The organism is Parviterribacter kavangonensis (assembly GCF_056863335.1).
The window spans coordinates 2,926,206-2,950,171 of the sequence record NZ_JBXPJA010000001.1; the positions used below are offsets into that span (position 1 = coordinate 2,926,206).

Below are 23,966 nucleotides of genomic sequence, written 5' to 3' on the forward strand. Positions count from 1 at the left end.
CAGAAGGCAGGATGAAATTCGTACCGCAATGTCGCGATTACATCCTGCGGCGGCCGGGGAAGATAGGCCCCATCTTCCGGTCGGGATCCCCCACATGGGGGGTCAGGGGGCGACCGGATCGGGTTCCTTCCGTCCTTCTCCGGGTTCCACATGCGTCCGAACTCAGCGTCGCTGTGCGCGCTGGTCGCTGCCCTGTGCGCGATCGCGTTCACCGCCACCGTGCAGCCGTCGTCGGCGAGCGCCGCGGCCCGCACCAGCGCCATGGCGAAGTTCCCGACGACGGGCGCCGCGATGCAGACCGCGCTGCGCACCGCCTTCACGTTCTGGAACCGCACGCCGTGCGGGGGCGCGATCGCGCTGCGCTGGGTCCCGATGGCCGACGACGTCGTCGCGCAGGCCGAGTGGCTGGCGTTCGACCCGGACGACGCGAGCAGCTACCTGGACTGCTCGATCAGCTTCAACGAGCGCGGCGACTTCACCGCCCGCGAGCTCTGCGCCGCGACGGTCCACGAGGTCGGCCATCTCAACGGATTCGACCACGACGACGCCGCCGAGCAGCCCGTCATGGACGCGCACTACGCCGGCGCACCGTCCGCGTGCGTGAAGGCCATGGCGCCGTTCATGCCCGCCAAGCGCAAGGCCGCGCAGCGCAAGCGCACCACGACCGTGTCGCTCGGCACGGCCCGCGTCTCGATCACGACCCGCCGCTAGGAGGACGGACCGACCATGCACGGACGCACCACCCGCACCGGACTGCTCGTCCTCCTCGTCACGCTCGTCACGCTGCCGCCGCTCGTCCTCGCGAGCAGCTCGCCGGCCGCCGTGCGCATCGCCGGCGAGAACCACGTCGCCGCGCAGGCCGCGCTGAAGGTGGCCGCGAAGTTCTGGAAGCGCCAGCCGTGCAGCGGCGACGTCAGCTTCGCTTGGACCCCGCTCGGCCCCGACATGGAGGGCCGCTCGTCGTGGTCCGCGTTCCCCGGCCAGCCGGCCTCGAAGAACATCGACTGCCTGATCGAGCTCAACTCGCTGCGCTCGTGGACGTGGCGGCGCTTCTGCACGATCGTCGTGCACGAGGCCGGCCACCTCCTCGGCCGGCACCACACGCACCATGGCGTGATGGCCGCGCGCTACGCCGGCATCGTCGGGCCGTGCCGGAAGGCCCCGGCGCCGCAGGGCGCCTGAGCCTTCCGGATCACAGCCCGGAGACCGATCAGCCGGTGAACTTCGGCAGCACCGCGCGGCGGCAGCGCTGGAACGTCGTCGTCAGCGTCCGCGCCTTGGTCTGGCTGTCCGCCGTGTAGGTGATCCGCACCTTCAGGCGGTGGACGCTGCCGGAGCGCATCTTCGACGGGTTCACCGTGATCTTGTACGTCTTCGACTTGACGAGCTGGGCCGCCTTCGCCGCCTTGATCGTCTTGATCCGCTTGCCGTCGAGCGTGAACGTCACGGTCTTGATCTGGCGGCCGGTGACGCGGACCGTGAAGTTGCGCTCACGGCACCCGGTCGGCGCCAGCAGCTTGGCCGTGCCCTTGACGGGCTGACGCAGCGGCGCGACGACCTGGATCGGCTGCTGCAGCGTCGTCTGCGCGTTGTCGGTCGCCTCGACGACGCGGCCGTTGCCGTCGGTGCCCTTCACGTTCGCCGTGTTGTCGACGAGCGTCTGGCCCTCCTGCGTCTGGACCGTGCAGGTGTACATCCAGCGGTCGCCCGGATCGAACGTCGTCGGCGAGCTGTCGGCGTTGCCGTTCTTGTCGAGCTTCTGCTGGACCTGCGGCGGCGCCTCGCACAGCACGTCGGTCAGCGCCACCCGGCCCTCGTCGAAGAGGACGTCGCCGGGGTTCGTGACCGCGAGGTCGTACGTGATCCGCGAGCCGGCGATGGCCGTCGCCGGGCCGGTCTTGTCGATCGCGATCGCCGGATGCAGGATCAGCGTCTTGTGGTCGTCCTTGGCCGGGCCGACCGCCTGACCCTGCTCGTCCTTCGCCGTCACCGTGACGGTGTTGACGATCGGGTTCTCCTCGCCGGCGGAGTGCGTCGCCGAGATCGTCGTCGTGCACGAGTAGGTCCAGGTCTCGCCCGGATCCAGGGTGCCCGGCGTCGCGTCGCCGCCCTTGTCGGGGCCGGTGATGGGCGAGCACCGGTCGTCGCTGATCGCGATGTCGGTCAGCGGCGAGTTCCCCGGGTTGGAGACCTTGAACGTGTAGGTCACGGAGTCGCCGTGGTAGGCGAACTCGTTGCCCGCCTTCACGACGACCGCGGCCGCGTTGATCTTCAGGTTCGTGAAGACGCAGCGCGTGGTCTGGCCCGCGGTGACGGTGTAGCTCGCCTTGCGGGCGGCCTTGTCGCCCGTGGCGCCGGCGCCGCAGCTGATGTCGCTGAGGCGGTAGCCGACGATCGCGTCCTCGGTGACCTGGTAGCTGCCCGGCTTGACGAACCGCGTCTCCACGCCGTCATCGGTGAGGTTGAACGAGCCGGCGCCCGGCGCGTCGGTCTGGAAGCCGAACTGCTTGCCGCCCGCGCCCTCCTGGACGGTGGTCTGCTTCTCGACCTCGAGCTTCGCGCGCTTGATGTTCGTGAACACGCAGAGCACGGTCTTGCCGGCCTCGACCTTCACGTCGACCGACTGGCCGGTGATGACCCGGTCCGTGTCCGCCGGGTCACCCGCCGTCGAGCCGTCGTAGCAGGCGATCGAGTCGAAGTCGTAGTTGGCCGGTTGGCCCGCGGCGTCCTCCGCGACCGTGTACGTCTTCGCGCTCGACCCGGTGCCGAGGTTCGGCACCACGTCGTAGGACTTCGCGCCCTGCGCCTCGGACCGCGTGAACGCCCCGCCCGGCAGGTCGTTCGAGGCCGTGAAGTTGAACGCGTCGTTGTCGTCGCCGCCGACCTGGTCCTTGGCGACCAGGATCGTCGAGCGCTTCACGTTCGTGAACACGCAGAGCACGGTGGTGCCCGCCTCGACCTTCACGTCGACGGACTGGCCGGTGATCACCGAGTCGGTGTCCGCCGGATCGCCCGAGCTCGAACCGTCGAAGCACTGGAGCTTGTTGAAGTCGTAGCCCGCCGGCTGGCCGGCCGCGTCCTCCGCGACGGTGTAGGTCTTGGCCTTCGCGCCGGCGCCGAGGTTCGGCTCCACCGTGAAGGACTCGGGCGCGTCGGCCTCGGACTGGGTGAACGCCCCGCCCGGCAGATCGTTCGACGCCGTGAACTTGAAGTCGTCGTTGTCGGAGCCGCCGACCTGGTCCTTGGCGACGAGGATCCGGCCCGCCTTCACGTTGGTCCAGACGCAGAGCACGGTCGCGCCCGCCTCGACCTTGATGTCGGCGCCGTTCGCCGTCGGGACGCGGTCGGTGTCGACCGGCGCCGCCGTGGTGGAGCCGTCGTAGCACTTGACGTTGTCCAGGACGAAGCCGGCCGGCTGGCCCGCGTTGTCCTCGTTGACGGTGTACGTCTTCGCCGACGCCCCGGCGCCGAGGTTCGGCGCCACGTCGAAGGACTTCGCGCCCTGCGCCTCGGTGCGGGTGAACGCGCCACCCGGCAGGTCGTTCGACGCCGTGAAGTTGAAGACGTCGTTGTCGCTGCCGCCGATCTGGTCCTTCGCGACCAGGATCGTCGCGCGCTTCACGTTCGTGAACCGGCAGAGCACCGTGGCGCCCGCGGCGACCTTGATGCTGACGGACTGGCCGGTGACCACGGAGTCCGTGTCCGCCGGGTCGTTCGTCGTCGAGCCGTCGAAGCAGCTCAGCACCTTGAAGTCGTAGCCCGCCGGCTGGCCCGCGGCGTCCTCGGCGAGCGTGTAGGTGTTCGCGGTCGAGCCGCTGCCGAGGTTCGGCACGACGTCGAAGCTGCGCGCACCCTGCGCCTCGGTGCGGGTGAACGCGCCGCCCGGCAGGTCGTTCGACGCGGTGAACTTGAACGCGTCGTTGTCGGAGCCGCCGATCTGGTCCTTCGTCATGAGGATCGTCGCGCGCTTGACGTTGGTCCACACGCAGAGGACCGTCGCGCCCGCGGCGACCTTCACGTCGACGGAGCGGCCAGTGACCACCGAGTCGGTGTCGGCCGGGTCACCCGTCGAGCTTCCGTCGAAGCACTTCAGCTGCTTGAAGTCGTAGCCGGCCGGCTGGCCCGCCACGTCCTCGGCGACCGTGAACGCCGCGGCCGTCGACCCGCTGCCGAGGTTCGGCTTGACGGCGAACGACCGCGCGCCCTGCGCCTCGGTGCGCGTGAACGCGCCGCCCGGCAGGTCGTTCGACGCGGTGAACTTGAACGCGTCGTTGTCCGAGCCGCCGATCTGGTCCTTCGCCACCAGGATCGTCGCCTGCTTGACGTTGGTCCAGACGCAGAGCACGGTGGCGCCCGCCGCGACCTTGACGTTGACGGAGCGGCCCGCGATCACGGAGTCCGTGTCGGCCGGATCGTTCGCCGTCGTGCCGTCGAAGCACTTGAGGTCCTTGAAGTCGTAGCCCGCCGGCTGGCCGGCCGCGTCCTCCGCGACGGTGTACGTGTTCGCAGTCGAGCCGCTGCCGAGATTCGGCTTGACGCTGAACGACCGCGCGCCCTGAGCCTCGGACCGGCTGAACGCGCCACCCGGCAGATCGCCCGACGCCGTGAAGTTGAAGGCGTCGGCGTTCGAACCGCCGATCTGGTCCTTCGCCACCAGGATCGTCGCCTGCTTCACGTTGGTCCACACGCAGAGCACGGTGGCGCCCGCAGCGACCTTCACGTTGACGGACTGGCCCGCCACCACCGAGTCGGTGTCGGCCGGATCACCCGTCGTCGTGCCGTCGAAGCACTTGAGGTCCTTGAAGTCGTAGCCCGCCGGCTGCCCCGCGGCGTCCTCCGCCAGCGTGTACGTGTTGGCGGTCGAGCCGCTGCCGAGGTTCGGCTTGACGCTGAACGAGCGCGCACCCTGCGCCTCGCTCCGCGTGAACGCCCCGCCCGGCAGGTCACCCGACGCCGTGAAGGCGAACGCGTCGGCGTTCGAGCCGCCGATCTGGTCCTTCGCCATCAGGATCGTCGCCTGCTTCACGTTCGTGAAGACGCAGAGCACCGTCGCGCCCGCCGCGACCTTCACGTTCACCGACTGGCCGGTGATGACGGAGTCGGCGTCGGCCGGGTCGGCCGTCGTCGACCCGTCGAAGCACTTCAGGTCCTTGAAGTCGTAGCCGGCCGGCTGGCCCGCGGCGTCCTCGGCGACCGTGTAGGTCTTCGAGCTCGAGCCGCTGCCCTGGTTCGGCACGACGCTGAAGCTCTGCGCGCCCTGCGCCTCGGTACGCGTGAACGCCCCGCCCGGCAGGTCGTTCGACGCCGTGAACTTGAAGACGTCGGCGTTCGAGCCGCCGATCTGGTCCTTGGCGACCAGGATCGTCGCGCGCTTCACGTTCGTGAAGACGCACAGCACGGTCTGGCCGGCGGCGACCTTGACGTTCACCGACTGGCCGGCGACGACGGAGTCCGTGTCGGCCGGGTCACCGGTGGTCGGGCCGTCGAAGCAGCTCAGGTCCTTGAAGTCGTAGCCGGCCGGCTGGCCCGCCACGTCCTCGCCGACCGTGTACGTGTTCGCCGTCGAGCCACTGCCCAGGTTCGGGGCGACGCTGAAGCTCTGCGCGCCCTGCGCCTCGGTGCGCGTGAACGCGCCGCCGGGCAGGTCGTTGGACGCCGTGAACTTGAACGCGTCGTTGTCCGAGCCGCCGATCTGGTTCTTCGCGACGAGGATCGTCGCGCCCTTCACGTTGGTCCAGACGCACAGCACGGTGGCGCCCGCGGCGACCTTCACGTCGACCGAGCGGCCCGTGACGACCGAGTCGGCGTCCGCCGGGTCACCGGAGGTCGTGCCGTCGAAGCACTTGAGCTCCTTGAACGCGTAGCCCGCCGGCTGGCCGGCCGCGTCCTCGGCGACGGTGTACGTGTTGGCGGTCGAGCCGCTGCCGAGGTTCGGCTTGACGGCGAACGAGCGCGCGCCCTGAGCCTCGGTGCGCGTGAACGCGCCGCCCGAGAGGTCGTTCGACGCCGTGAACTTGAACGCGTCGCTGTCGCTGCCGCCGATCTGGTCCTTCGCGACGAGGATCGTCGCCTGCTTGACGTTGGTCCAGACGCAGAGCACGGTGGCGCCCGCCGCGACCTTCACGTCGACCGACTGGCCCGCGATGACGCTGTCCGTGTCGGCGCCCGCCGCGGTCGTCGAGCCGTCGAAGCACTTGAGGTCCTTGAAGTCGTAGCCCGCCGGCTGGCCGGCCGCGTCCTCCGCGACGGTGTACGTGTTGGCGGTCGAGCCGCTGCCGAGGTTCGGCTTCACGCTGAAGCTCTGCGCGCCCTGCGTCTCCGTGCGCGTGAACGCGCCGCCCGGCAGGTCGTTCGACGCCGTGAAGTTGAACACGTCGGCGTTCGAGCCGCCGATCTGGTCCTTCGCGACGAGGATCGTGGCCTGCTTGACGTTGGTCCAGACGCACAGCACCGTCGCGCCCGCGGCGACCTTGACGTCGACCGACCGCGTCGTGACGACGCTGTCGGTGTCCACCGGGTCGCCGGTGGTCGAACCGTCGTAGCACTTGAGGTCCTTGAAGTCGTAGCCCGCCGGCTGGCCGGCCGCGTCCTCGGCGATCGTGTACGTCTTCGCCGACGAGCCGCTGCCGAGGTTCGGCGTGACCGGGATCGAGAGCTGGCCCTGCGCCTCGCTGCGCGAGAACGTGCCGCTCAGGTCGCCGGACTTCGTGAAGTTGAACGCGTCGGCGTTGTCGCCGCCGATCTGGTCCTTCGCGACGAGGATCTGGCCCTGCTTGACGTTGCGCCAGACGCACAGCACCGTCGCGCCAGCGGCGACCTTGACGTCCACCGACCGCCCGGTGACGACGCTGTCGGCATCCGCCGGGTCGGCGGTCGAGCTGCCGTCGTAGCAGGCGAGGTCCTTGAACTCGTAGCCCGCCGGCTGCCCCGCGGCGTCCTCGGCGACCGTGTACGTCTTCGTCGTGTCCGCGCCCGCGCCGAGGTTCGGCGTCACGGGGATGGAGAGCTGGCCCTGCGCCTCGGTGCGCGTGAACGTGCCGCTGAGGTCACCGGACTTCGTGAAGTTGAACGCGTCGTTGTCCGAGCCGCCGACCTGGTCCTTCGCGACGAGGATCTGGCCCTGCTTGACGTTCGTGAAGACGCAGAGGACGGTCTGGCCCGCCGCCACCTTGACGTTGACCGACGCGCCCGTGACTTGGCGGTCGATGTCGACCGGGTCGGCCGTCGTCGCGCCGTCGTAGCACGTGATGCTCTTGAAGTCGTAGCCCGTCGGCTGGCCGGCCGCGTCCTCGGTGATCGTGTAGGTCTTCGTCGTGTCGCCGCCGGTGCCGAGGTTCGGCACGACGGAGATCGCCTCGGTGCCGCCCGCCTCGGACTTCGAGAACGTGCCGGAGATGTCGCCGGACTTCGTGAAGTTGAAGGCGTCGTTGTTCGATCCGCCGACCTGATCCTTCGCGATCAGGATCTGGGCCTTCTTGCGGTTCTTGTACGTGCAGGTGATGAGCTCACCCGGATCGACCTTGATGTTGGCCGTCCGCGTCCCGACGTTCACCGTCGTCGGCGTGTTCGTGACCGCGCCCTGCTCGGTGCAGCTGATGTCGGTCAGGTCGTAGTCGCTGTTGGCGGACTCGGTGACCGTGTAGTTCGTGCCCGGCTCGACCTTGCGGATCTCCTCCGTCTCCTGGTCGGCGAGCTGGAACGCGGCCGGCGTGCTGTCCGGCGTGGCGTCGATGACCGCCTGGTTGAAGTTCGTCGAGGTGAAGTCGAACTTCGGCGAGGTGGGGCTGGCCGGGTTGGTCTCCTTCTTGATGACCACGCGACCGCAGTTGGACACCGTGACCGGCGCGGGGCCGACGATGTCCGACGGGTTCGACGTGATCGACGGCGACTGGCGCGTGCGCACGGAGAACGCGCCGAAGTCGGCGCAGGGCGTCTGGCCGACGCCGTTGCCGAGGTTGAGCGCCTGGGTCAGGTTGACCGCCGCCTCGCCGAACTGCTGGGAGAGCAGCGTCCCGCCCGACGGGATGCCCGGGATGCCGGGCAGGAAGTTCGTGATCGGGAAGCCGCCGTTGACGGTGCCCTGCGCGGAGCCGGCCGCGGTCATGTTCACGCAGTTGCTCCACGTTCCCTTGAGCCACGGGGCGAGCGGGTCGTCACCGACCCACGTGCACTTCTGGATGAGCGCGTTCGCGCCGCCCGTCCAGTCGAAGGTCAGCAGCACATCGCCGTCGAGGCGCTTGATGACGTTCTTGCCGAAGGAGTTCGTGAACGTCTCGGTCGGCTTGTTGACGTTGAGCTCGATGTTCAGGTTGGTCGAGCCCGGCGCGTCCTGGGAGGCGAACGCGAGGTAGAGGAAGAGGTTGTTCGGCTGCGGGTCGGGATAGCCCCACGCCGCGAGCACGTTCGTCTTGTTGTTCGGCGCGCCGGTGACGAAGTCCCAGCCGTTGGGCTCCTCCTCCTTGGAGCCCGACTTGAACACGCTGTTGGGCTGCGAGTCGTCGTCGGTCAGCGCGACGCCGGACTGGCCCGCGTTGAACTTGCCGTCGTCGACGAGCTTCTGCCAGTCGTAGGTGCCGAGCGGCCCGGTGCTGTTGCACTGGTCGCCGTCAACGCCCTGGAAGCTCGAGTTGGTCAGCGGCGTGAACGGGCCGGCGCCGGGGTTGCACTGGTCGGCGGCGAAGCCGGTCTCCGCGCGCGCGTACGCGAGGAAGGCGAAGGCGAGCAGGGTCGTTGCCAGCGCGGCCAGCATGATGCGGCGCTGCGGGAACGACGAACGACAAGTGGTGAACATGGCTCCGGTCTTTCTGCCTTGAGGACATCCGTGAGTAGGTGGACGGATGTCGATGGGCAGCGCTCTTCTACACCCGGGGGTGCGCCAGCTGGAGAAAGTTGGGCCGTTCTGGACAGGTGTACGACGACCCCCACGACAGTTGGGTATTCGGGGGAACTGTGCGTGCGCCAGGATCGCTTTTGGGGATCGACCTCAGTCTCAGGTCGAGGGTCTTGCGCGGCCGGCGAGATACCTTTGACCCCAAGGCCCGTCAAGTTCGCATGACGCTGCGCCGATGAGGGACGAGACGCCTCGTCATTTCAACCCGGAGGAAGTGCAGACGTCCATGGCTGACCGCAACCCGTTGCGCCGTAGGAACCTCATTGCCCTGATCGCGGGCGTCTTCATGATCGCCGGAACCGGCGCGGTCGTCGCTGCCACCGACGGCGGGACGACCAGCACAACCGCGGACGCAACCCAGTCCCAGTACGGCGGGAGCGCGAACAACGGGAACAACGGCCAGAACGGCAACCCGGGCAACAGCAACGGGAACCCCGGCAACAACGGCAACCCGGGCAACAACGGCCAGCCGGGCCGCTCGTCGAGCACGGCCGCGCCGCGGCTCGCCTTCAGCAGCCTCAGGCGTCGCAACGCCGGCTGCGCGACCCCCGCCGGCCTGCGCGTCGGCGTCGCCGGAGCGGACATGGCCCAGCTGAAGTGGGTGATCTACACGTTCCGCGGCCGCCGGATCGCGAAGGTGACGACGGCCCCGTTCAAGGCCCGGATCCCCCGGCGCCTGCGCAGCACGAAGGCGACGGTCATCGCGGGCGCGCTCCTGAAGGACGGCCGGAAGGGGCGCTACACGCGCGTTCTGCCGGCCTGCAAGGTCTGATCAGGCGCCGAACGGAAGACGTGAGCACTCCGGCGGGGCCAGCCCCGCCGGCTTGCTCGCCAGCGCGTTGGTCTGGTTGACCTGGTCGATGCGCGAGACGCATCCCTGGTAGCGGACCTCGTTCGCGAGAACGAGGATCGCGAGCGCGACGGCGAACAGGCTGACGACCGTCAGGGTCGCAGCGGTGAGGCCTCTCCTCCGGGCTTCCATTGCGCCGGAGTTCTACAGCACATCGAGCTGTCCTCGACGCACTTCGGAACTTCTTCCGCTCGAGCCAGTCAGAAACCGAGCCGCTCGTTCGTATGAGGGGTCGAATGCAGGCAATCGACCAGGGACAACGATGAGCGACAGGGACGAGCTTCCCGACGATCTTCGCGACGTCGCCAAGCGGTTGCGAGACGAGCGCCCGCAGGCCACCGGCCTCGAGCTCGACCAGATGAAGATGCGCGCCGTCTCTCAGGGCCGGCGCTCCCGTCACGGAGGACCCTCCATGAATCGCAGGACCCTCGTCGGCCTTGTCGCCGGCATGCTCATGCTCGCCAGCACCGGCGGCGTCATCGCAGCCAGCGGCGGCGGCTCGTCGAGCCCGTCGGCCAGCGCTTCGAAGTCGCAGTACTCGGGCCCGTACTTCAAGCTCTCGGCGACCGGCTCGATCAAGATGGCGCCGGGCGCGACCACCACGACGACCCTGTCGATCAAGTCGATTGGCAACTTCTCCGGCACGGTCAACCTGTCGTGCTCGACCACGGGTGCGTTCACGTGCTCCGTGAGCCCGACCAGCGTGTTCGTCGGACCGGGCCAGACGGCCACGGCGACGGTGACCATCACGTCGACGAACGGCGCGAAGTCCAGCGGCACCGTCAAGGTCACCGGCGTGTCCGGCCAGCTCGCCGACAGCACGACGATCAACGTCAGCACGTCGAAGTAGCCAGAGCGCAGTTCGAACGCTGGACCCGCGGGGGGCGCTCAGGCGCCCCCCGCGTCGTTGTAGCGCCTATCCTGCGCCGCCGATGGACGACGCCGCCTCGCGGATCGGCCACGCCGCTCTGCTCGCGCTGCCGGGGGCGCTGGTCATCTACCTCAGCTTCAACGCGGGCGGGTACTTCGCGAACACCGTCGGGTTCGTGTCGGTGATCCTGGCGCAGGTGCTCGTCGTGCGGGCGCTGCTGGCCCGCCGTCCGGTCGAGGGCTTCAGTCGAGCGGCGCTCGTCCCGGTCGGCGCGCTCTCGCTCCTGCTGGTCTGGGCGGTCGTCTCCCAGCTCTGGTCCGATGCGCCCGGCAGGTCCTTGCTCGACGCGCTGCGGTACGTCCCGTACCTCCTGCTGCTCGTGCTGTTCGCGACCGTCGAGCGGTCGAGCCGCGACGTTCGCTGGATGCTGCGCGGCGTGGCCGTGGCGATCGGCTTCGTCTGCCTCGCCTCGCTCGCCACGCGCATCGCACCCGACATCTGGTCCGGCGAGGGCGTCGACACCAGCCGGCTCGCCTACCCACTGACGTACTTCAACGCCTTGGGACTGCTGGCCGCCCTCGGCGTGGTCGTCGCCCTTCATCTCGCCAGCGACCGTGCCGAGTGGATCGGCATCCGTGTCGCGGCGGCGGCGCTGATGCCCGTCCTCGCGGTCACGCTGTACTTCACGTTCTCGCGCGGCGCGCTGCTGGCCGTTGCCGCCGCGCTCGTGGTCTACGCCATCGTCGGCGTGTCGCGCGGCATGGTGTTCGGCGTCCTCGCGACCGCTCCGCCGACGATCTACGCGGTCAAGGCCGCCTACGACGCCGACCTGCTCAGCAAGGACGAGCGCACCAGCGCGGCCGCCCAAGCGCAGGCCGATCACGTGCTCCGCGTCGTAATCGCGTGCGTTCTCATCGCCGCCGTCGTGCGCCTCATCCTCGCGCTGCTCGAACGCCCGCTCGACCGCGTCCGCGCGCCGCGGGCGGTCGACCGCCCTTGGATCGCATCGCTCGCGGTGCTCGGCGTCCTCATCATCGGAGCCCTCGCCGTGGATGCTCCCGGCCGCGCCAGCGATGCCGCCGATCGTCTCCTGCACGGGACGAAGAACGAGCCGGCGGCGACCGATGACATCCGGGCGCGCTTCACGACCGTGACCAGTCCGCCCCGCATCGACCACTGGAAGAAGGCGCTCGACGACTTCCAGAAGGAACCGCTGCGCGGAAGCGGAGCGGGCACGTACGCCGTCTACTGGATGCAGCACCGCGAGGATCCGCAGCGCGTCACGAACGCTCATTCCGCGTACCTCGAGAACCTCGCCGAGCTCGGCATCGTCGGTGCGGCGCTGTTCCTCCTGACGATCGCCGGCGTCCTGGGCGGGCTGGCGCTCCGTACTCGCGGGCCGGACCGCACGCTGTACGCCGCCCTGCTGGCGGCTGGGGCGGGATGGGCCGTCCACCTCGCGCTCGACTGGGATTGGGAGATGCCGGCGACCGGGCTGTGGCTCTTCGCCTTCGCCGGGATCGCGCTCGCGAAGCCACGGCGACCGCGGGAGCCGGCCGAGGCGGTTGCGCTCGAGCCCGCCCCCACCCTGGCGACCCGCACGCGCGTGGCGCTTGCGGTCGGCTGGCTCGTCGTCGCGGCCGGTCCGCTGTCCATCGCGATCGCCGGCTCGCACCAGCAGGACGGCATCGACGCGTTCGTCGCCGGGGACTGCCGCACGGCCACCACCCAGGCGAAGAAGGCGATCGACAGCTTCGGCGTCTGGTCCGAGCCGCATCAGATCCTGGGGTACTGCGCCGCGGACCAACGGCAGCGCGCGCGCAGCATCGCGGCCATGCGCCGCGCCGTCGACCTGGATCCGGACAGCTGGGAGGCAGCCACCGGGCTTGCGATCGTCACCGCACGCGCACGCGAGGATGCGCGGACCCTCACGCGGCGCGCGCTCGCCTTGAACCCGATGGAGGGAGTCCTGCAGCAGTTCGCCAAGGACGTCCGCTCCCGGCCGCCCGCGCGCCAGGGCCCGGTTGCCCTGGACGCTCAGCGCCAGCTGTTCAGCGCCGGCCGCATGGCCGTCGTCACCCACTGAGGCGCTTCAGAAGCTGCCGGTCACCGACCGCGGCCCGTTCCCGCTCTCGCGCCCCACGAAGCTCCCGTCCGCAGCGACGCGAACCTCGTAGGTGATGACCGTCCCGCTCGCGTAGCGCGTCACGCACCGCCACCGCCGGCTTCCGGCCGAGACGCAGCGCACACGCTGCACCGGGCCGCCCTCGCCGGCCTTGACCGGCTCCGGCGCCTCGCGGATCTTGCGCTCCACCGCCGCGTCGTCGATGCGCGTTGCCGCCTCGTCCCTCGGCAGGGCGTCGACGTCGCCCCCGCGCTGGAAGACGACGCTGATCGAGAACGCGGCGCCGGCGACAACGGCGACCGCGACGAGCACGGGCGAGCGCCACATCGGGCCGGACACTCTGGCAGGTCGCAAATCGGGAAAGCTGTCTTCGGTGCGCGACGAGGACTTCGAGCGGATCTACGCCGAGCACGCAGCCGACCTGTTCAGCTTCCTGGCCTACCGGGTGGGCAACCGGTCCCTGGCCGAGGACCTCGTCGCCGACACGTTCGAGCGCGTCTACCGGGCCCGCGCGCGCTTCGATCCGCGGAAATCGCGGGAGAAGACGTGGGTCTACGCGATCGCGCTCAACCTCGTCCGCGACCAGGCGCGGCGCCAGTCGACGGAGGTGCGCGCGCTCGAGCTCGCCGGACGCGGTGCGCCGGACGAGACGGTCGGCCCCGAGGAGGCCTCGGGGGATCGGGACGCGGTCCGCCGCGCCATGGAGACGCTGTCGGCCGAGGAGCGGGACGCGATCGCGCTGCGCTTCGGCGCGGACCTGTCGCTGAAGGAGATCGCGAAGGTCACCGGCGAGTCGATGACCACCGCCGAGGGCCGGGTCTACCGGGCGCTCAGGAAGATGCGCGACGTGATGTGAGGACCTGGTCGACGACGAGCGCCATCGCCTCACGGAAGTTCTCGTCGGAGAAGCGGCGGGCATGCTGGGCGATGCGCTCGGGCGGCGTGGTGAGCGCGTCGGCGCGGAAGATCGCGTTCAGCACGCTTTCCTCCTTGTGGTCCTGGAAGAACGTTCCCGTCACTCCGTTGACGACCGTCTCGAGCGCTCCGCCCGCCGCGAGCGCCACGACCGGCTTGCCCGCCGCCTGCGCTTCCACCGGCACGATGCCGAAGTCCTCCTCGCCGGGAAGCACAAGTGCGCGACAGGACTCCATCAGCTCCGTCACCCCGCGGTCGTCGAGGGACGAGTGGAACTCGACCGTGGGGCCGGCCAGCTCCCGCAGCGCCCGCTCGCTCGGCCCGGAGCCCACGATGTCCAAGGGCAGATGCGCCTTGTTCGCGGCGCGGATGACCGCATCGACGCGCTTGTAGTCCATCAGCCGGCAGACGCACAGCAAGCGCTCCCCCCGCTCCTGAGGAGTGAATCGATCGACCGACACGGGCGGGTAGATGACGACGGCGTCGCGGTTGTACACCCGGCGGATCCGCTCCCGCACGTTCTGCGAGTTGGCGATGTAGAGGTCCGCGCTGGCGGCTGCACGCTGATCCCAGCTCCGCATGGCGCTCATGAGCGGCTTGGCGAGCCGCTGCTGAGCCGACGACGCGCCGAGGTACGCGTTCGGTGTGTAGAGCCAGCGCGCGGGCGTGTGGCAGTAGACGACGAGACGCGTACCGGGCGCCGTCTTCACGCCGTGGGCCCAGCCGCTTGAGCTGGCCACCACCACATCTGTCTCGATCCGCCCGAGGGCGGCGAACGCCGCCGGGTAGAGCGGGAAGAGGTTGCGAAATCCTTTGTCACTGGGGACGCGATCGAGGAACGGCGTCCTGATGTCCCGGCCGTCGAACTCGGGGAACGTCGACTTCGCGCGGTACAGCGAGGTGTAGATCGGCGCATCCGGCCAGAGGTCGGCGAACTCGAGAACGACGCGCTCCGCGCCGCCCCGCTGATTGAGGTAGTCGTGAGCGATGGCGACGTGCGGCACGGAGCGGGCGAGGCTACCTGACGAGTTCCGGACCGTTGCGCCGTAATCTCCAGTCCGTGGGAGCGCTTCGACGTCGCTGGAGCGGATTGGCAGCGGCAGACAAGGTCGTCTGGGCCATGCTGGTCGCCGCCGCGGTCCTTGCGGCGGCCTACATCGCGTCGCTGTCAGGAGAACCGGATCCCGGGCCCCGTGTGGCCAAGAGCCGACCGGCGAACCCGACCGTCTCCTCTGCGGCTTCTACCGTCGACACCACTCGGCCGACCTCGACGGCTGCTGAGGGCCGGCCGCTCGTGATGAAGACAACGGACGTCCGTCTGGTCAGCACGGACCTGTCCGCGACGACGGTGTCGATGCGCATGCGGATCCGGAACAGGACTGACGTTGAGCAAGTCGTCGAGCCCGGAGGAACGCAGGTGACGCTCGTCGTCGGCAACCAGCGCTACAGGTCCGAGACCGGGCAGCCAGTCCCCGTCCCGCCGCAGGAGGCGACGACGTTCAGCCTGGAGTTCGACTTGGGCCGAGAAGGCGTGCAGCGACTCGGTTTCCTCAAGAAGGGTGAGCTGCGTGTCGACGCTTTCGGTGGCACGCAAGAAACGGGTGCTCTCGCGTTCTCGCCAATAAGCGAGTGACACCCGCAGGACTGCCGGGAACTAGTTCAACGGATGATCGCGTCGATCATGGACACGCTCAAGAGCGGAGGTGGAGCAGTCGCGCTCCTGCCGCTGTTGGCTGCAATCGGGCTCTGGGCCCTGACGGACGTCCGGCGGTTCCTTCTGATTGCGGTCATGGGAGCGATGATCTTGCCCGCGACGATCGTCTCACCCGCAGGCGCGCAAGTCGCGCTCGCCGATCTGCTTCTTGTCCTTGCGCTCGCCGCGTGGCTTGTCCGCAACGCCCTCGGCACCGCGCCTGATCCGTGGGTCTTCCGAAACCCCCTCCTCCCAGTCCTCGCGCTGTTCGTGGCAATCAACTTCTTGTCTATCGGGTGGTCGGTTGACCCACGTCAGACGTTCGTGTTCGTCGTCCAGCTCGTGGAACTCGTAATCGTGATCCCGCTTGCCTTTGCCACGTTGCCGGACTCGCTGAAGACGATCAGGACCGGCATGTACGCCTTCGTCTTGTTCACGACCATCATGGCCGTCGCAGCCGCGATCGATTTCGTGCCTCGCGCCGCCTCGGGGGATCTCTCAGGCGCCTACCTCCCCGGGCTCCATAAAAACGCGATTGGCAGCTTCGTCGGAGCCGGGCTTGCGGTGTCGTACACGCTGTGGTTGGGCGCCGGAAACCCTCGGGAGAGGCGCCTGAGGCACGTGCTCGCGGCGGCATGGCTCCTCGAGTTCGCGGGGTTGTGCTCATCGGGTTCCCGAGGTGCCATCATCGGCGCACTACTCGCGGTCGTCACGAGCAGCTTCCTCTTGGGAACCAGACGCCGTACGACGGTCATCATCGCGATCATCGGCGCGGTCGGCTACCTCGCGGTGGTCGGTCCCTACTCGGGCGGGGGGGTCAAGACGGCAGGCGGCTATGACAGCGGCGTGGTCCGCCAGTATTCCTTCGATAACGCTTGGGAGAAGATCGGCGAGCGCCCGTTGCTCGGGACCGGTGGGGGAACCTATTTCGACTACATCCCGCAGCTGGCCATTGGCCTTGAGGACCCGAACAACATCTTCCTGCTCACTTGGGCAGAACTCGGGTTCCTCGGGATGGGCGCCCTGCTGTTCCTTCTTACCAGGTACCTGCAGCTGTTCTGGCGCGTGAGTCGGCTCGGCCGAGACGGAGCCGTGCTCGGCGTCGCAGCTGGCGGTATCGCGCTGTCCATGTTCGTCCACTTTCAGACAGACATCACGTGGACGCGTGGCACCAGCTCGCTGACGTTCGCCGCGATCGGGTTGATGCTCGCCGTGACCCGACTCGCCCAGACGAGCCAGGCGCAAGCAGTAGAGCATCCGCGCCCCATAGTGCCTCCGCAGCCGATCCCATCGCGCGAGCGCGCGCTCGCAGGCTCGGCCCGGTGATAGGCGTCGGTCGCAGCATGCCGCGCCCTGTGAACGGGCAACTCGACGTCCTGCACGTCGTGACTTCGAGTGCGTTCGCCGGCATTGAACGGCACGTGCTCCGCCTGGCGGCCAATCTTCGATCGCACGGCTGTCTGGCGACGATCGCGTGTCCAGCCGACGCCGCTCCTCTACGCGAGGGCGCCGAGGCTGTGGGCGTACCTGTCGCCCCGCTCACCGGCGAGTCCGGCGGCGGCGCGTGGACGATCGCGGCCCAGGTTCGGCGCAGCAGGCACGCTGTCATTCATAGCCACGACGGCAAGGCGGCGGCGATCACCGCACTTGCAGTTCGGCCCTCGGGACCGACGTTGGTGCGCACGCAGCATTTCAGCCGTCCGGCATCGGTCGAGCGAGCCGGCCTGCGTAGCTCAGCGTCCATCGCGGCTCACCGCGCCATCAACATGCGTCTCGCCGGCTACATCGCGGTGTCAGAGTCGGTCGCCGCCGAAGCACGTTCTCGGGCCGAGACGCGTGGCGCCAGGGTCGCCGTCATACCGCCCGGCATCCGACTGCCGTCCGAGGCAACCGTCGCCAAAGCGCGGTCCCTGCGGGCCCAAGCCGAGCGGCCCACGATCGCGCTGATCGCCCGCCTCGAGCCCGAGAAGAAGATTCACGTGCTGATCGAGGCCCTGCCCCGTGTCCGCGAAGGCGTCGGCGACGCTCGAGTGCTCATCGCCGGAACGGGCAGCGTCGAGCATGAACTCAAGGAGCAGGCTCATACGCTCGACGTTGCCGACATGGTCGAGTGGCTCGGCTGGGTCCGGGAGCCGGACGAGGTGTTGCGTCAGGCGGACCTGTTCGTCAGCACCATCGCGTGGGAGGGATTCGGCATGGCCATGGCCGAGGCGATGGCCGAAGGACTGCCCGTCGTCGCGGCAGACAGCGGCGCGAGCTCTGAGCTGGTTGACGAAGGAGTGACGGGTCGACTGGTCCCGCCGGGTGACGCGGCGGCGTACGCAGCCGCCATCTGTGAACTCCTCGCGGACCGCCCAAGGGCCCAGCGAATGGGAAGTTACGCGCGCGCACGGGCGATCCGTGACTTCGGGGAGCTACGTACCGCCCAACTCACGGCGGAGTTCTACGAGCAGCTCGCGGGGTCAGGCGGATGAGCGGTCTGCGCGTGTTGCGCTTGTACCACAGCGGCGTAGTGGACGAGTACCGCGAGCGCGAGCGCGTCCTTCGCCATGAGTTCGGCCATGACGTTCATCTCGTCTGCCCGCCCGCTTGGTCGGAGGGCGGCAGCGTCGTCGAGGCACCGGCTACGAGCGATGTGCCCGTCCATGTCGTGCCCGTACGGGGGCGCCGCCACCCGATCCTCTTCTGGTACGCGTCAAGACCCCTCCGCCGCCTGCTTCGCGAGCTACGACCTGACGTCGTGGACATCCATGAAGAGCCGTACAGCCTCGCGACCGCAGGGATCCTGCGCCTGGTACGCGCGGAGGCGCCTGACGCGGCGATCTGCCTCTATACGGCGCAGAACATCCGGAAGCGGTACCCACCGCCGTTCCACCAACTGGAGCAGCGCGCGCTGAGGACGGCCGGCGCCGCCTATCCCTGCTCGACCGAGGCCGGTGAAGTGCTCCGCGCGAAAGGCTTCTCCGGTGAGCTGCATGTGATCCCGTTGGGAGTGACGCTGCCGCAACAGCTCGCCGGCGACCGCCGGGACATCGGGCTTCTCGGTCGGATCGAGTCGTACAAGGGGACCGAGGTCGCGGTCCGCGCCGTCGCAGCGCTGCCAGAAGAGATTGACTCGGTGCTTGAACTAGTTGGATCGGGCAGTCAGGAACCTCAACTGCGCGCACTGGTTGAAGAGCTGGGCGTGCCCCATCGTGTCCGCTTCGTCGGCCCGGTGTCACAGGACGAGGCGCTCGAGCGGATTGCTCGGTATCAGGCGGTTCTCATGCCGTCACTGACGACACCGGGCTGGAAGGAGCAGTTCGGTCGCGTGGCCGCGCAAGCCCTCGCCGCCGGCACGCCGGTCGTCGTCTCGGACTCTGGTTCGCTGCCCGAGGTCGTTGGCGATGCAGGGACCGTCCTGCCCGAGGGCGACGCTCAGGCGCTTTCCATGGCACTGCAGAGACTCCTAACCTCGCCCGCACAGCATGACAAGATGTCGCAAGCGGGACGTCGACGTGCGGCGTCCCACCTGACATGGCGGGAGGTCGGTCGCCTGTGCGACACCATGTACCGCGAGCAGGTAGCCCACTCTCGCACAGTCAAAAGCAGGCGCCGACCGGCGGGTTGAGCTACCGGAGTGCTTATGCCGCGTTGTTGTGAGCTATTTCACCGCGTGGGTCGAAACCTTCAGACGCACGGACATAATGCGGGTCGGGCTCGCCAGAATTCTCAACCTGCACTGGAAGACCACTCGAGAGACGAACCTCCGGGACAGCTAGTTCGTCGCTCGGGCGGCTTACGCAAAGACTGCGGCTAGGGTTCTCGAGATGCGTCCAGTAGACGTCATGCACCGCGTGTTGAAAGCGGGAGGTCTCGAACTCTCACTCAAGCCTCGGCCACTGATCCGGTCGGGTCACGATCTTCGCGTGAGCGTCGAGCTTGTTCTCGCGCATCTCGCTGCGCATACTCGGCGACCGTTCACAATCGTACAAGTCGGCGCGTTCGACGGTGCGGCTAACGACCCGATCCGTGACGCCCTGGACCGATACGACTGCCGCGCGATCCTCGTTGAGCCGCAACCTGAGCCGTTCATGCGCCTCAGTAACCTGCACGCCAACCGCGAGACTGTCCAACTGGTCAACGCCGCAATTAGCGACCGCGACGGCCAGCGCGACTTGTACACAGTTGAGCCGGACGGGATGCCGGAGTGGGTGGCACAGCTCGCGTCGTTCGAACTAGCAACGATCGAGCGCCATCAAAGATACGTTCCGGATCGCCCGCTGCGAATTCGGAAGATCGCTGTCTCGACCGTGACGTTCGACACGTTGCTCCGCGACTCGAATCAAGTCGACGTACTACAGATTGACGCAGAAGGGTACGACTTCCAGTTACTGCGGCTCTTCGACCTTCCCCGCCGGCTTCCGAGCGTCGTCAACTTCGAGCACGCTCATCTTTCGCGGCGTGACCGCGAGGAGGCGGTAAGCCTGCTCATCGGCACTGGGTATCAAATCGCGGTGGGCCGATTCGATACCGTCGCGTACAGGTGGACGGCGGCTTCCGCCAGCTAATCGACTGCCGGCACGTCAGTGTTCTGATGAGTGGTACGCCGCCAGCCGTCGTCCTCTGTTAGCGCCTGAATACGCTGTCCGAATGACTGGCGCGCACCGAGCGGAAGGCCCGGTAGGCGAGGACGAGGCCGTCATGACTACCGAAGCCGGTACGGGACTGTCCCCGGCGGAGGTTCAGCGACGTGCCAGCCACGCGGTGGTCTGGTCGACGCTTTCGAGCGTGATTTCCCTTCCGCTGGCCGTCGTCGTCAGCGTCGTTATCGCCCGAAGCCTTGGGCCTACGGAATATGGGCGGTTCGCCTACCTCGCCTTCATCGTCCCTCTCGTCCTCAACGTCCTCGACTTCGGGGTTGCGATGTCTGCCACGCGGACGACGAGCGCCACCTTTGCGGCAGGAAATCTTGAGGCCACGCGGGATGTTCTCAGCAAAACGCTCGGCTGGAACATGCTGAGACTTCCGATCGTCTTGGCGGTTGTCCTGGCTCTCGCGCGTCCGCCCGCCGCCGCGGCGGCGGCTCTCATCGTCGGCTGCGTGTTGCTGACGATCGCTTCAGGAGCTATTCATGCCCTTCAAGCTGAGAACAGGGGCGCAACTGCGGCTAAGTTCGCCTTCGTCGGCGGCCTCGTGAGCGCAGCAGCGTCCATCGTCGTAGCTGCGGCTGGGGGCTCCGCGGCCGCCGTGTGGGTCGCAACCTACGTGGCGGCGGCGGCACTCGTGCCAGCGTGGCTGCATGTACTCAGCCCTGAGCTACGTCGCGCTTCCCTCACCCCCCGCTTCCCACGGAACCTCCCGACCGGATTCTGGCGGTTCGGGATCAGCACATTGGCGCTGGTTACGATCTCGACGCTCGTCTTCTCGCGATCCGAAATAGTGGTGCTAGACGCTTTCGGAGACGAGCGCGCAATAGCGCTGTTCGCCCTGGCTTATGGGCTTTCGCAGCGCCTGACCACACCGATTGACACGTTGCTCGGCCCGCTGATTCCAGCGCTTTCTGCCGTTGCCGGCGCGCACCCGGAGCGCATCCATGCAGCGTTCGGTCGCGCGTTGCGACTTGCCGCCACCGGCGCCGCCTTCATGGCGGGCACCGCGACCGTCGGAACGATGCTGGTCGCGCCGGTCCTGTTCGGCCCTGAGTTTGAGGGAACGGGTCAGGTCTTCCTCGCGCTGGCGGCGGTATCACTTCTTCAGTCGGCCGCGCAACCGTACCTTGCGCTCGGCCAAGCGATCGGCCGGCCAGGATTGCTTGTGCGCGCCTACGCCATTGCACTAGTGGTAAACGTTGTGGTCGCCATCGGGCTCATCCCGGGCTTGGGCGTCTGGGGAGCCGTGATTGCGAACGCCGCCGGGGCGTTGACAGCACTTGGCTTGATGAGTCTCGGCGTCTCCAAGCAGAGCGTCGCGACGCGCCCAGGTGTTCCGGCGCTCAAGCTCCTGGCGCTTGCTTGTGGCTCGGCCGCGGCCGCGTATGTTGCCGGCGCGCTGGTCGCGACTGTTAACGATGGGGCGGGCGCGATCGCCGCGTACGTGGTCGGAACCGTCACCTTCGCGACGCTTGCTTACGTGTCAGGCGGCCTTCTCCCGCAACGTGATGTCGCTCCGCTGACTGCGCTGTTACCGCGGCGGCTGCGACCGCTTGTCGACCCGTGGCTTAGCGCCGTACCAGCGGCGCCAGTCTCGGCGCCCACCGCTTCGGATAGCGTCGCTTCGTAAAGCGGTGCCGAAGCGTCCAGCGTCCGCTCGCCACCTGACGGACGAGGTCAAGCTCGTCCTCCTCGCTTCGCCGGTCCGACGTCCGACGCTCGAACAGGCGTCCCTCGGACCGCACGTGGCGAGCGAACTCACGGGCCGACATCGTGCCGTGCAGCCAATGGTGTCGAATCCACGCTTCACAGATTCCCTGCTGCGTGGCGCGACGGGACCAAGCGGTACGAGTAAGCCGACTGACGTCGACTCGATGCGAAACTGGCACTGAACCAACAAAAGCGGTCGTGCCACCAACCTCGCTGACCTGTAGGTGAAGCAAGGTCTCCTCCATGAAGCCCAAAGCGCCGGGACCGAGCGCCGGCTCGAAGCTGAAGCCGGCCTCGAACACGTGCCGGGACACTCCCATGCTTGCTCCGACAACCGTCCGCGGAGGGTGCGCACCAAGGTTCATATATCGAGTGTCCGCGAGGAATTCGCGCTGCCTATCCGATAGCCGCTCGGCCACATCGTCCGCCAGATGGACGGCGCCGGCGCTCAGGCTGTACCCGCTGAGAAGCGGACGGCTCAACTCTCTGACCCAGGCCTCCGGAACGACCACGTCGTCATCCGTATACAAGATTGCGTCACCTGTGAGGTGTGGTATGGCGGCGTTCAGCGCATGCGACTTTCCCCGACGTGACTCGCGCAACGCAAGTACGCCGTCGCCCGAAGCGTGAGCGGTCATGATCGCCCCGGTGCGATCGGTCGACGCACTGTCGACGAGGACCAGCTGCCCGCCGCCGGCGTAACTCAGGCTGGCGCGGGCTGCAGCTATCGCCTCGTCGAGAAGCCGCTCACCGTTGTGACTGCAGATTACGACACTTACTGACATTCATTGAGAGGTCTGTTTCACTGCATTTCGCCGTCGACAGCAGAGGACTCAACGCGCCAAGAACGCATCTAGTCCGACTCCCCCGGTGAGTTGCGCCTCCTGACAGCTGTCAACACGGAAACCACGTGCCACATGACCCTCCGACGGTCACCGCTTGGCCGCATGCTCCGCCCACTCGATGATGGGCCGGGTGGTGCCATCCCAGCTGAGGTTCGCAAGCGCGTACTCGCGCGCGGCGCGACCGAAGGAGGCGGCGCCAGCGACGTCGCTGAGGAAGTGCACGCACGCGGATGCAAACGTCTCCGCAGTGCCGGCTTCGATGTAACGACCGCTTGCTTCCGGGCCTTGCGCTCCGAGCGGCGTCGAAACCACCGCCGCGCCGCTGGCCAGTGCCTCGGGAAATTTCATCCGCGCACCGATGCCCCTAACAATAGGTACCGCGACGACGGTCGCACGCCCTAGAACCTGTGCAAGGTCGGGCACGCGTCCGAGGTCCACAATCCCCCGGCATCCAGGCGGCGGCTCGGGCGCGTTCCCTGAGCCGGCAAGGAGCAGGCGAGAAGCAGGAATCGCCTCTTGAACGGAGGGCCACACATCGCTCATGAACCAGTGTGCCCCGGCGGTGTTTGGGGCATGAAACCAATTGCCGAAGATGACAACACTCTGCTCGCGCTCGTCGGCGACTGCGTTATCCGGCCATTCGTCGGGATCGACTCCGTGCGGCGCCACCCTGATCGTCGCCCCAGGCGCGATCTCCTGGAGTGCGTTGCGCTCTTCGGCCGAACAGCACACAGCAGCGTTCGCCATTCGCACCGCGGCCTGCTCGCATGACTTCCATGCACGGGCCTCATCGTGATCGCCTTGATACGCGGCCCACCGCGAGTTCACGTTATGAAAGTCGAGCAACCAAGGAATGCCAGCGCGTCGGAGGGCGGGCGCCATTTGGCGCACAGACTCGAGGTGCGCGACAACTGCGGCACCGACGTCGGCGCGTCGGAGGAAGGAGTAGAGCGCCCGATCAGCCCTCCGGTGGTACCGGTTCCACCGCGACCAGTCGATCCGGGTAACGGGTGCGATGGCCCGCACGCTGGTGTCATCCTGTTCCGACACCGCGCTGGCGACATGCACTTCGATCCCGGCCTGCGCCAGAGCCCGGACTTGGTGAAACTGCCGTCGTTGACCCCCGTTTCCGTGGCGGTCCGGCGTCTCAGCACTCAACCAAGCGACTCGTGGCGTCTGCATCTGCTTAGAACTCGCCCATGCACGCCAGTCATTGAGTAGATCCGTCCCCCGTTTGAGGCCAGCGTGGCGAAGTTCGTTTCCGTACAATACTTGTCTTGGCGTATCGCCTCGCCGCACGGTTGAGATGGCCTAAGGGCGGCACCTGCTCTGCGGGCGCCGAGCGCACCGGCGTGGCGCCGGCTGAGCTGACCGCACGGGCATCTCGGCGGCGCAATGCTCGGGCGTGGTCGAACGTTAGCCTTGGGCGCGGGAGT

The 23,966-nt window shown here is 68.1% G+C and carries 18 protein-coding genes; 12 read left to right on the forward strand and 6 right to left on the reverse strand.

Annotated elements, in window-relative coordinates; translation table 11 throughout:
* Nucleotides 1–150: 150 nt before the first annotated feature.
* A complete protein-coding gene (locus AC1UE4_RS14760) occupies nucleotides 151–711 on the forward strand; it encodes a zinc metalloprotease (RefSeq protein WP_482917992.1) in 561 nt (186 codons plus the stop codon).
* A gap of 15 nt (nucleotides 712–726) precedes the next feature.
* Nucleotides 727–1,182 (forward strand): hypothetical protein, encoded by a 456-nt coding sequence (locus AC1UE4_RS14765; RefSeq protein WP_482917993.1) that lies wholly within the window; start codon nucleotides 727–729, stop codon nucleotides 1,180–1,182.
* Between the two features lie 28 nt (nucleotides 1,183–1,210).
* Here AC1UE4_RS14765 and AC1UE4_RS14770 read toward each other — a convergent pair whose 3' ends face one another.
* On the reverse strand, nucleotides 1,211–8,791 hold the full coding sequence (locus AC1UE4_RS14770) for a prealbumin-like fold domain-containing protein (RefSeq protein ID WP_482917994.1): 7,581 nt from the start codon (nucleotides 8,789–8,791) through the stop codon (nucleotides 1,211–1,213).
* Nucleotides 8,792–9,116: 325 nt separating this feature from the next.
* Here AC1UE4_RS14770 and AC1UE4_RS14775 point away from each other — a divergent pair, with 325 nt between their 5' ends.
* On the forward strand, nucleotides 9,117–9,662 hold the full coding sequence (locus tag AC1UE4_RS14775) for a hypothetical protein (RefSeq protein ID WP_482917995.1): 546 nt from the start codon (nucleotides 9,117–9,119) through the stop codon (nucleotides 9,660–9,662).
* On the opposite strand, the gene AC1UE4_RS14780 is transcribed toward AC1UE4_RS14775, so the two are convergent.
* Nucleotides 9,663–9,872 (reverse strand): hypothetical protein, encoded by a 210-nt coding sequence (locus AC1UE4_RS14780; RefSeq protein ID WP_482917996.1) that lies wholly within the window; start codon nucleotides 9,870–9,872, stop codon nucleotides 9,663–9,665. It lies immediately after the preceding gene.
* A gap of 130 nt (nucleotides 9,873–10,002) precedes the next feature.
* On the opposite strand from AC1UE4_RS14780, the gene AC1UE4_RS14785 reads away from it, so the two are divergent.
* A complete protein-coding gene (locus AC1UE4_RS14785; protein WP_482917997.1) occupies nucleotides 10,003–10,590 on the forward strand; it encodes a COG1470 family protein in 588 nt (195 codons plus the stop codon).
* Nucleotides 10,591–10,672: 82 nt separating this feature from the next.
* Nucleotides 10,673–12,697, forward strand: coding sequence for an O-antigen ligase family protein (locus AC1UE4_RS14790; RefSeq protein WP_482917998.1), 2,025 nt, complete (start codon nucleotides 10,673–10,675; stop codon nucleotides 12,695–12,697).
* 6 nt (nucleotides 12,698–12,703) lie between these two features.
* On the opposite strand, the gene AC1UE4_RS14795 is transcribed toward AC1UE4_RS14790, so the two are convergent.
* Nucleotides 12,704–13,063 carry a hypothetical protein gene (locus AC1UE4_RS14795; protein ID WP_482917999.1) on the reverse strand — a complete coding sequence of 120 codons (360 nt, stop codon included), beginning with the start codon at nucleotides 13,061–13,063 and terminating at the stop codon, nucleotides 12,704–12,706.
* Between the two features lie 46 nt (nucleotides 13,064–13,109).
* On the opposite strand from AC1UE4_RS14795, the gene AC1UE4_RS14800 reads away from it, so the two are divergent.
* Nucleotides 13,110–13,592: an RNA polymerase sigma factor gene (locus tag AC1UE4_RS14800; RefSeq protein WP_482918000.1), complete on the forward strand. Its 483-nt coding sequence runs from the start codon at nucleotides 13,110–13,112 to the stop codon at nucleotides 13,590–13,592.
* Here AC1UE4_RS14800 and AC1UE4_RS14805 read toward each other — a convergent pair.
* Nucleotides 13,567–14,655, reverse strand: coding sequence for a glycosyltransferase (locus tag AC1UE4_RS14805; RefSeq protein WP_482918001.1), 1,089 nt, complete (start codon nucleotides 14,653–14,655; stop codon nucleotides 13,567–13,569). The two genes, AC1UE4_RS14800 and AC1UE4_RS14805, sit on opposite strands and share 26 nt — an antisense overlap.
* 116 nt (nucleotides 14,656–14,771) lie before the next feature.
* Here AC1UE4_RS14805 and AC1UE4_RS14810 point away from each other — a divergent pair, with 116 nt between their 5' ends.
* From AC1UE4_RS14810 to AC1UE4_RS14835, 6 genes are all read left to right on the forward strand, one after another.
* On the forward strand, nucleotides 14,772–15,284 hold the full coding sequence (locus AC1UE4_RS14810; protein WP_482918002.1) for a hypothetical protein: 513 nt from the start codon (nucleotides 14,772–14,774) through the stop codon (nucleotides 15,282–15,284).
* A 48-nt stretch (nucleotides 15,285–15,332) separates the two neighbouring features.
* Nucleotides 15,333–16,670 (forward strand): O-antigen ligase family protein, encoded by a 1,338-nt coding sequence (locus AC1UE4_RS14815; protein WP_482918003.1) that lies wholly within the window; start codon nucleotides 15,333–15,335, stop codon nucleotides 16,668–16,670.
* 17 nt (nucleotides 16,671–16,687) lie between these two features.
* Nucleotides 16,688–17,818 carry a glycosyltransferase family 4 protein gene (locus AC1UE4_RS14820; RefSeq protein ID WP_482918004.1) on the forward strand — a complete coding sequence of 377 codons (1,131 nt, stop codon included), beginning with the start codon at nucleotides 16,688–16,690 and terminating at the stop codon, nucleotides 17,816–17,818.
* A complete protein-coding gene (locus tag AC1UE4_RS14825; protein ID WP_482918005.1) occupies nucleotides 17,815–18,954 on the forward strand; it encodes a glycosyltransferase family 4 protein in 1,140 nt (379 codons plus the stop codon). Before AC1UE4_RS14820 ends, AC1UE4_RS14825 begins: the two co-directional genes overlap by 4 nt.
* 298 nt (nucleotides 18,955–19,252) lie before the next feature.
* Entirely contained in the window at nucleotides 19,253–19,894 is a 642-nt protein-coding gene (locus tag AC1UE4_RS14830) for an FkbM family methyltransferase (protein ID WP_482918006.1), read from the forward strand.
* Nucleotides 19,895–19,976: 82 nt separating this feature from the next.
* Nucleotides 19,977–21,605 (forward strand): lipopolysaccharide biosynthesis protein, encoded by a 1,629-nt coding sequence (locus AC1UE4_RS14835; RefSeq protein WP_482918007.1) that lies wholly within the window; start codon nucleotides 19,977–19,979, stop codon nucleotides 21,603–21,605.
* On the opposite strand, the gene AC1UE4_RS14840 is transcribed toward AC1UE4_RS14835, so the two are convergent.
* Both AC1UE4_RS14840 and AC1UE4_RS14845 read right to left on the reverse strand, forming a co-directional pair.
* A complete protein-coding gene (locus AC1UE4_RS14840) occupies nucleotides 21,544–22,470 on the reverse strand; it encodes a glycosyltransferase family 2 protein (RefSeq protein ID WP_482918008.1) in 927 nt (308 codons plus the stop codon). The genes AC1UE4_RS14835 and AC1UE4_RS14840 overlap by 62 nt on opposite strands.
* A 147-nt stretch (nucleotides 22,471–22,617) precedes the next feature.
* Nucleotides 22,618–23,712 carry a glycosyltransferase family 4 protein gene (locus tag AC1UE4_RS14845; protein ID WP_482918009.1) on the reverse strand — a complete coding sequence of 365 codons (1,095 nt, stop codon included), beginning with the start codon at nucleotides 23,710–23,712 and terminating at the stop codon, nucleotides 22,618–22,620.
* Between the last annotated feature and the right edge of the window lie 254 nt (nucleotides 23,713–23,966).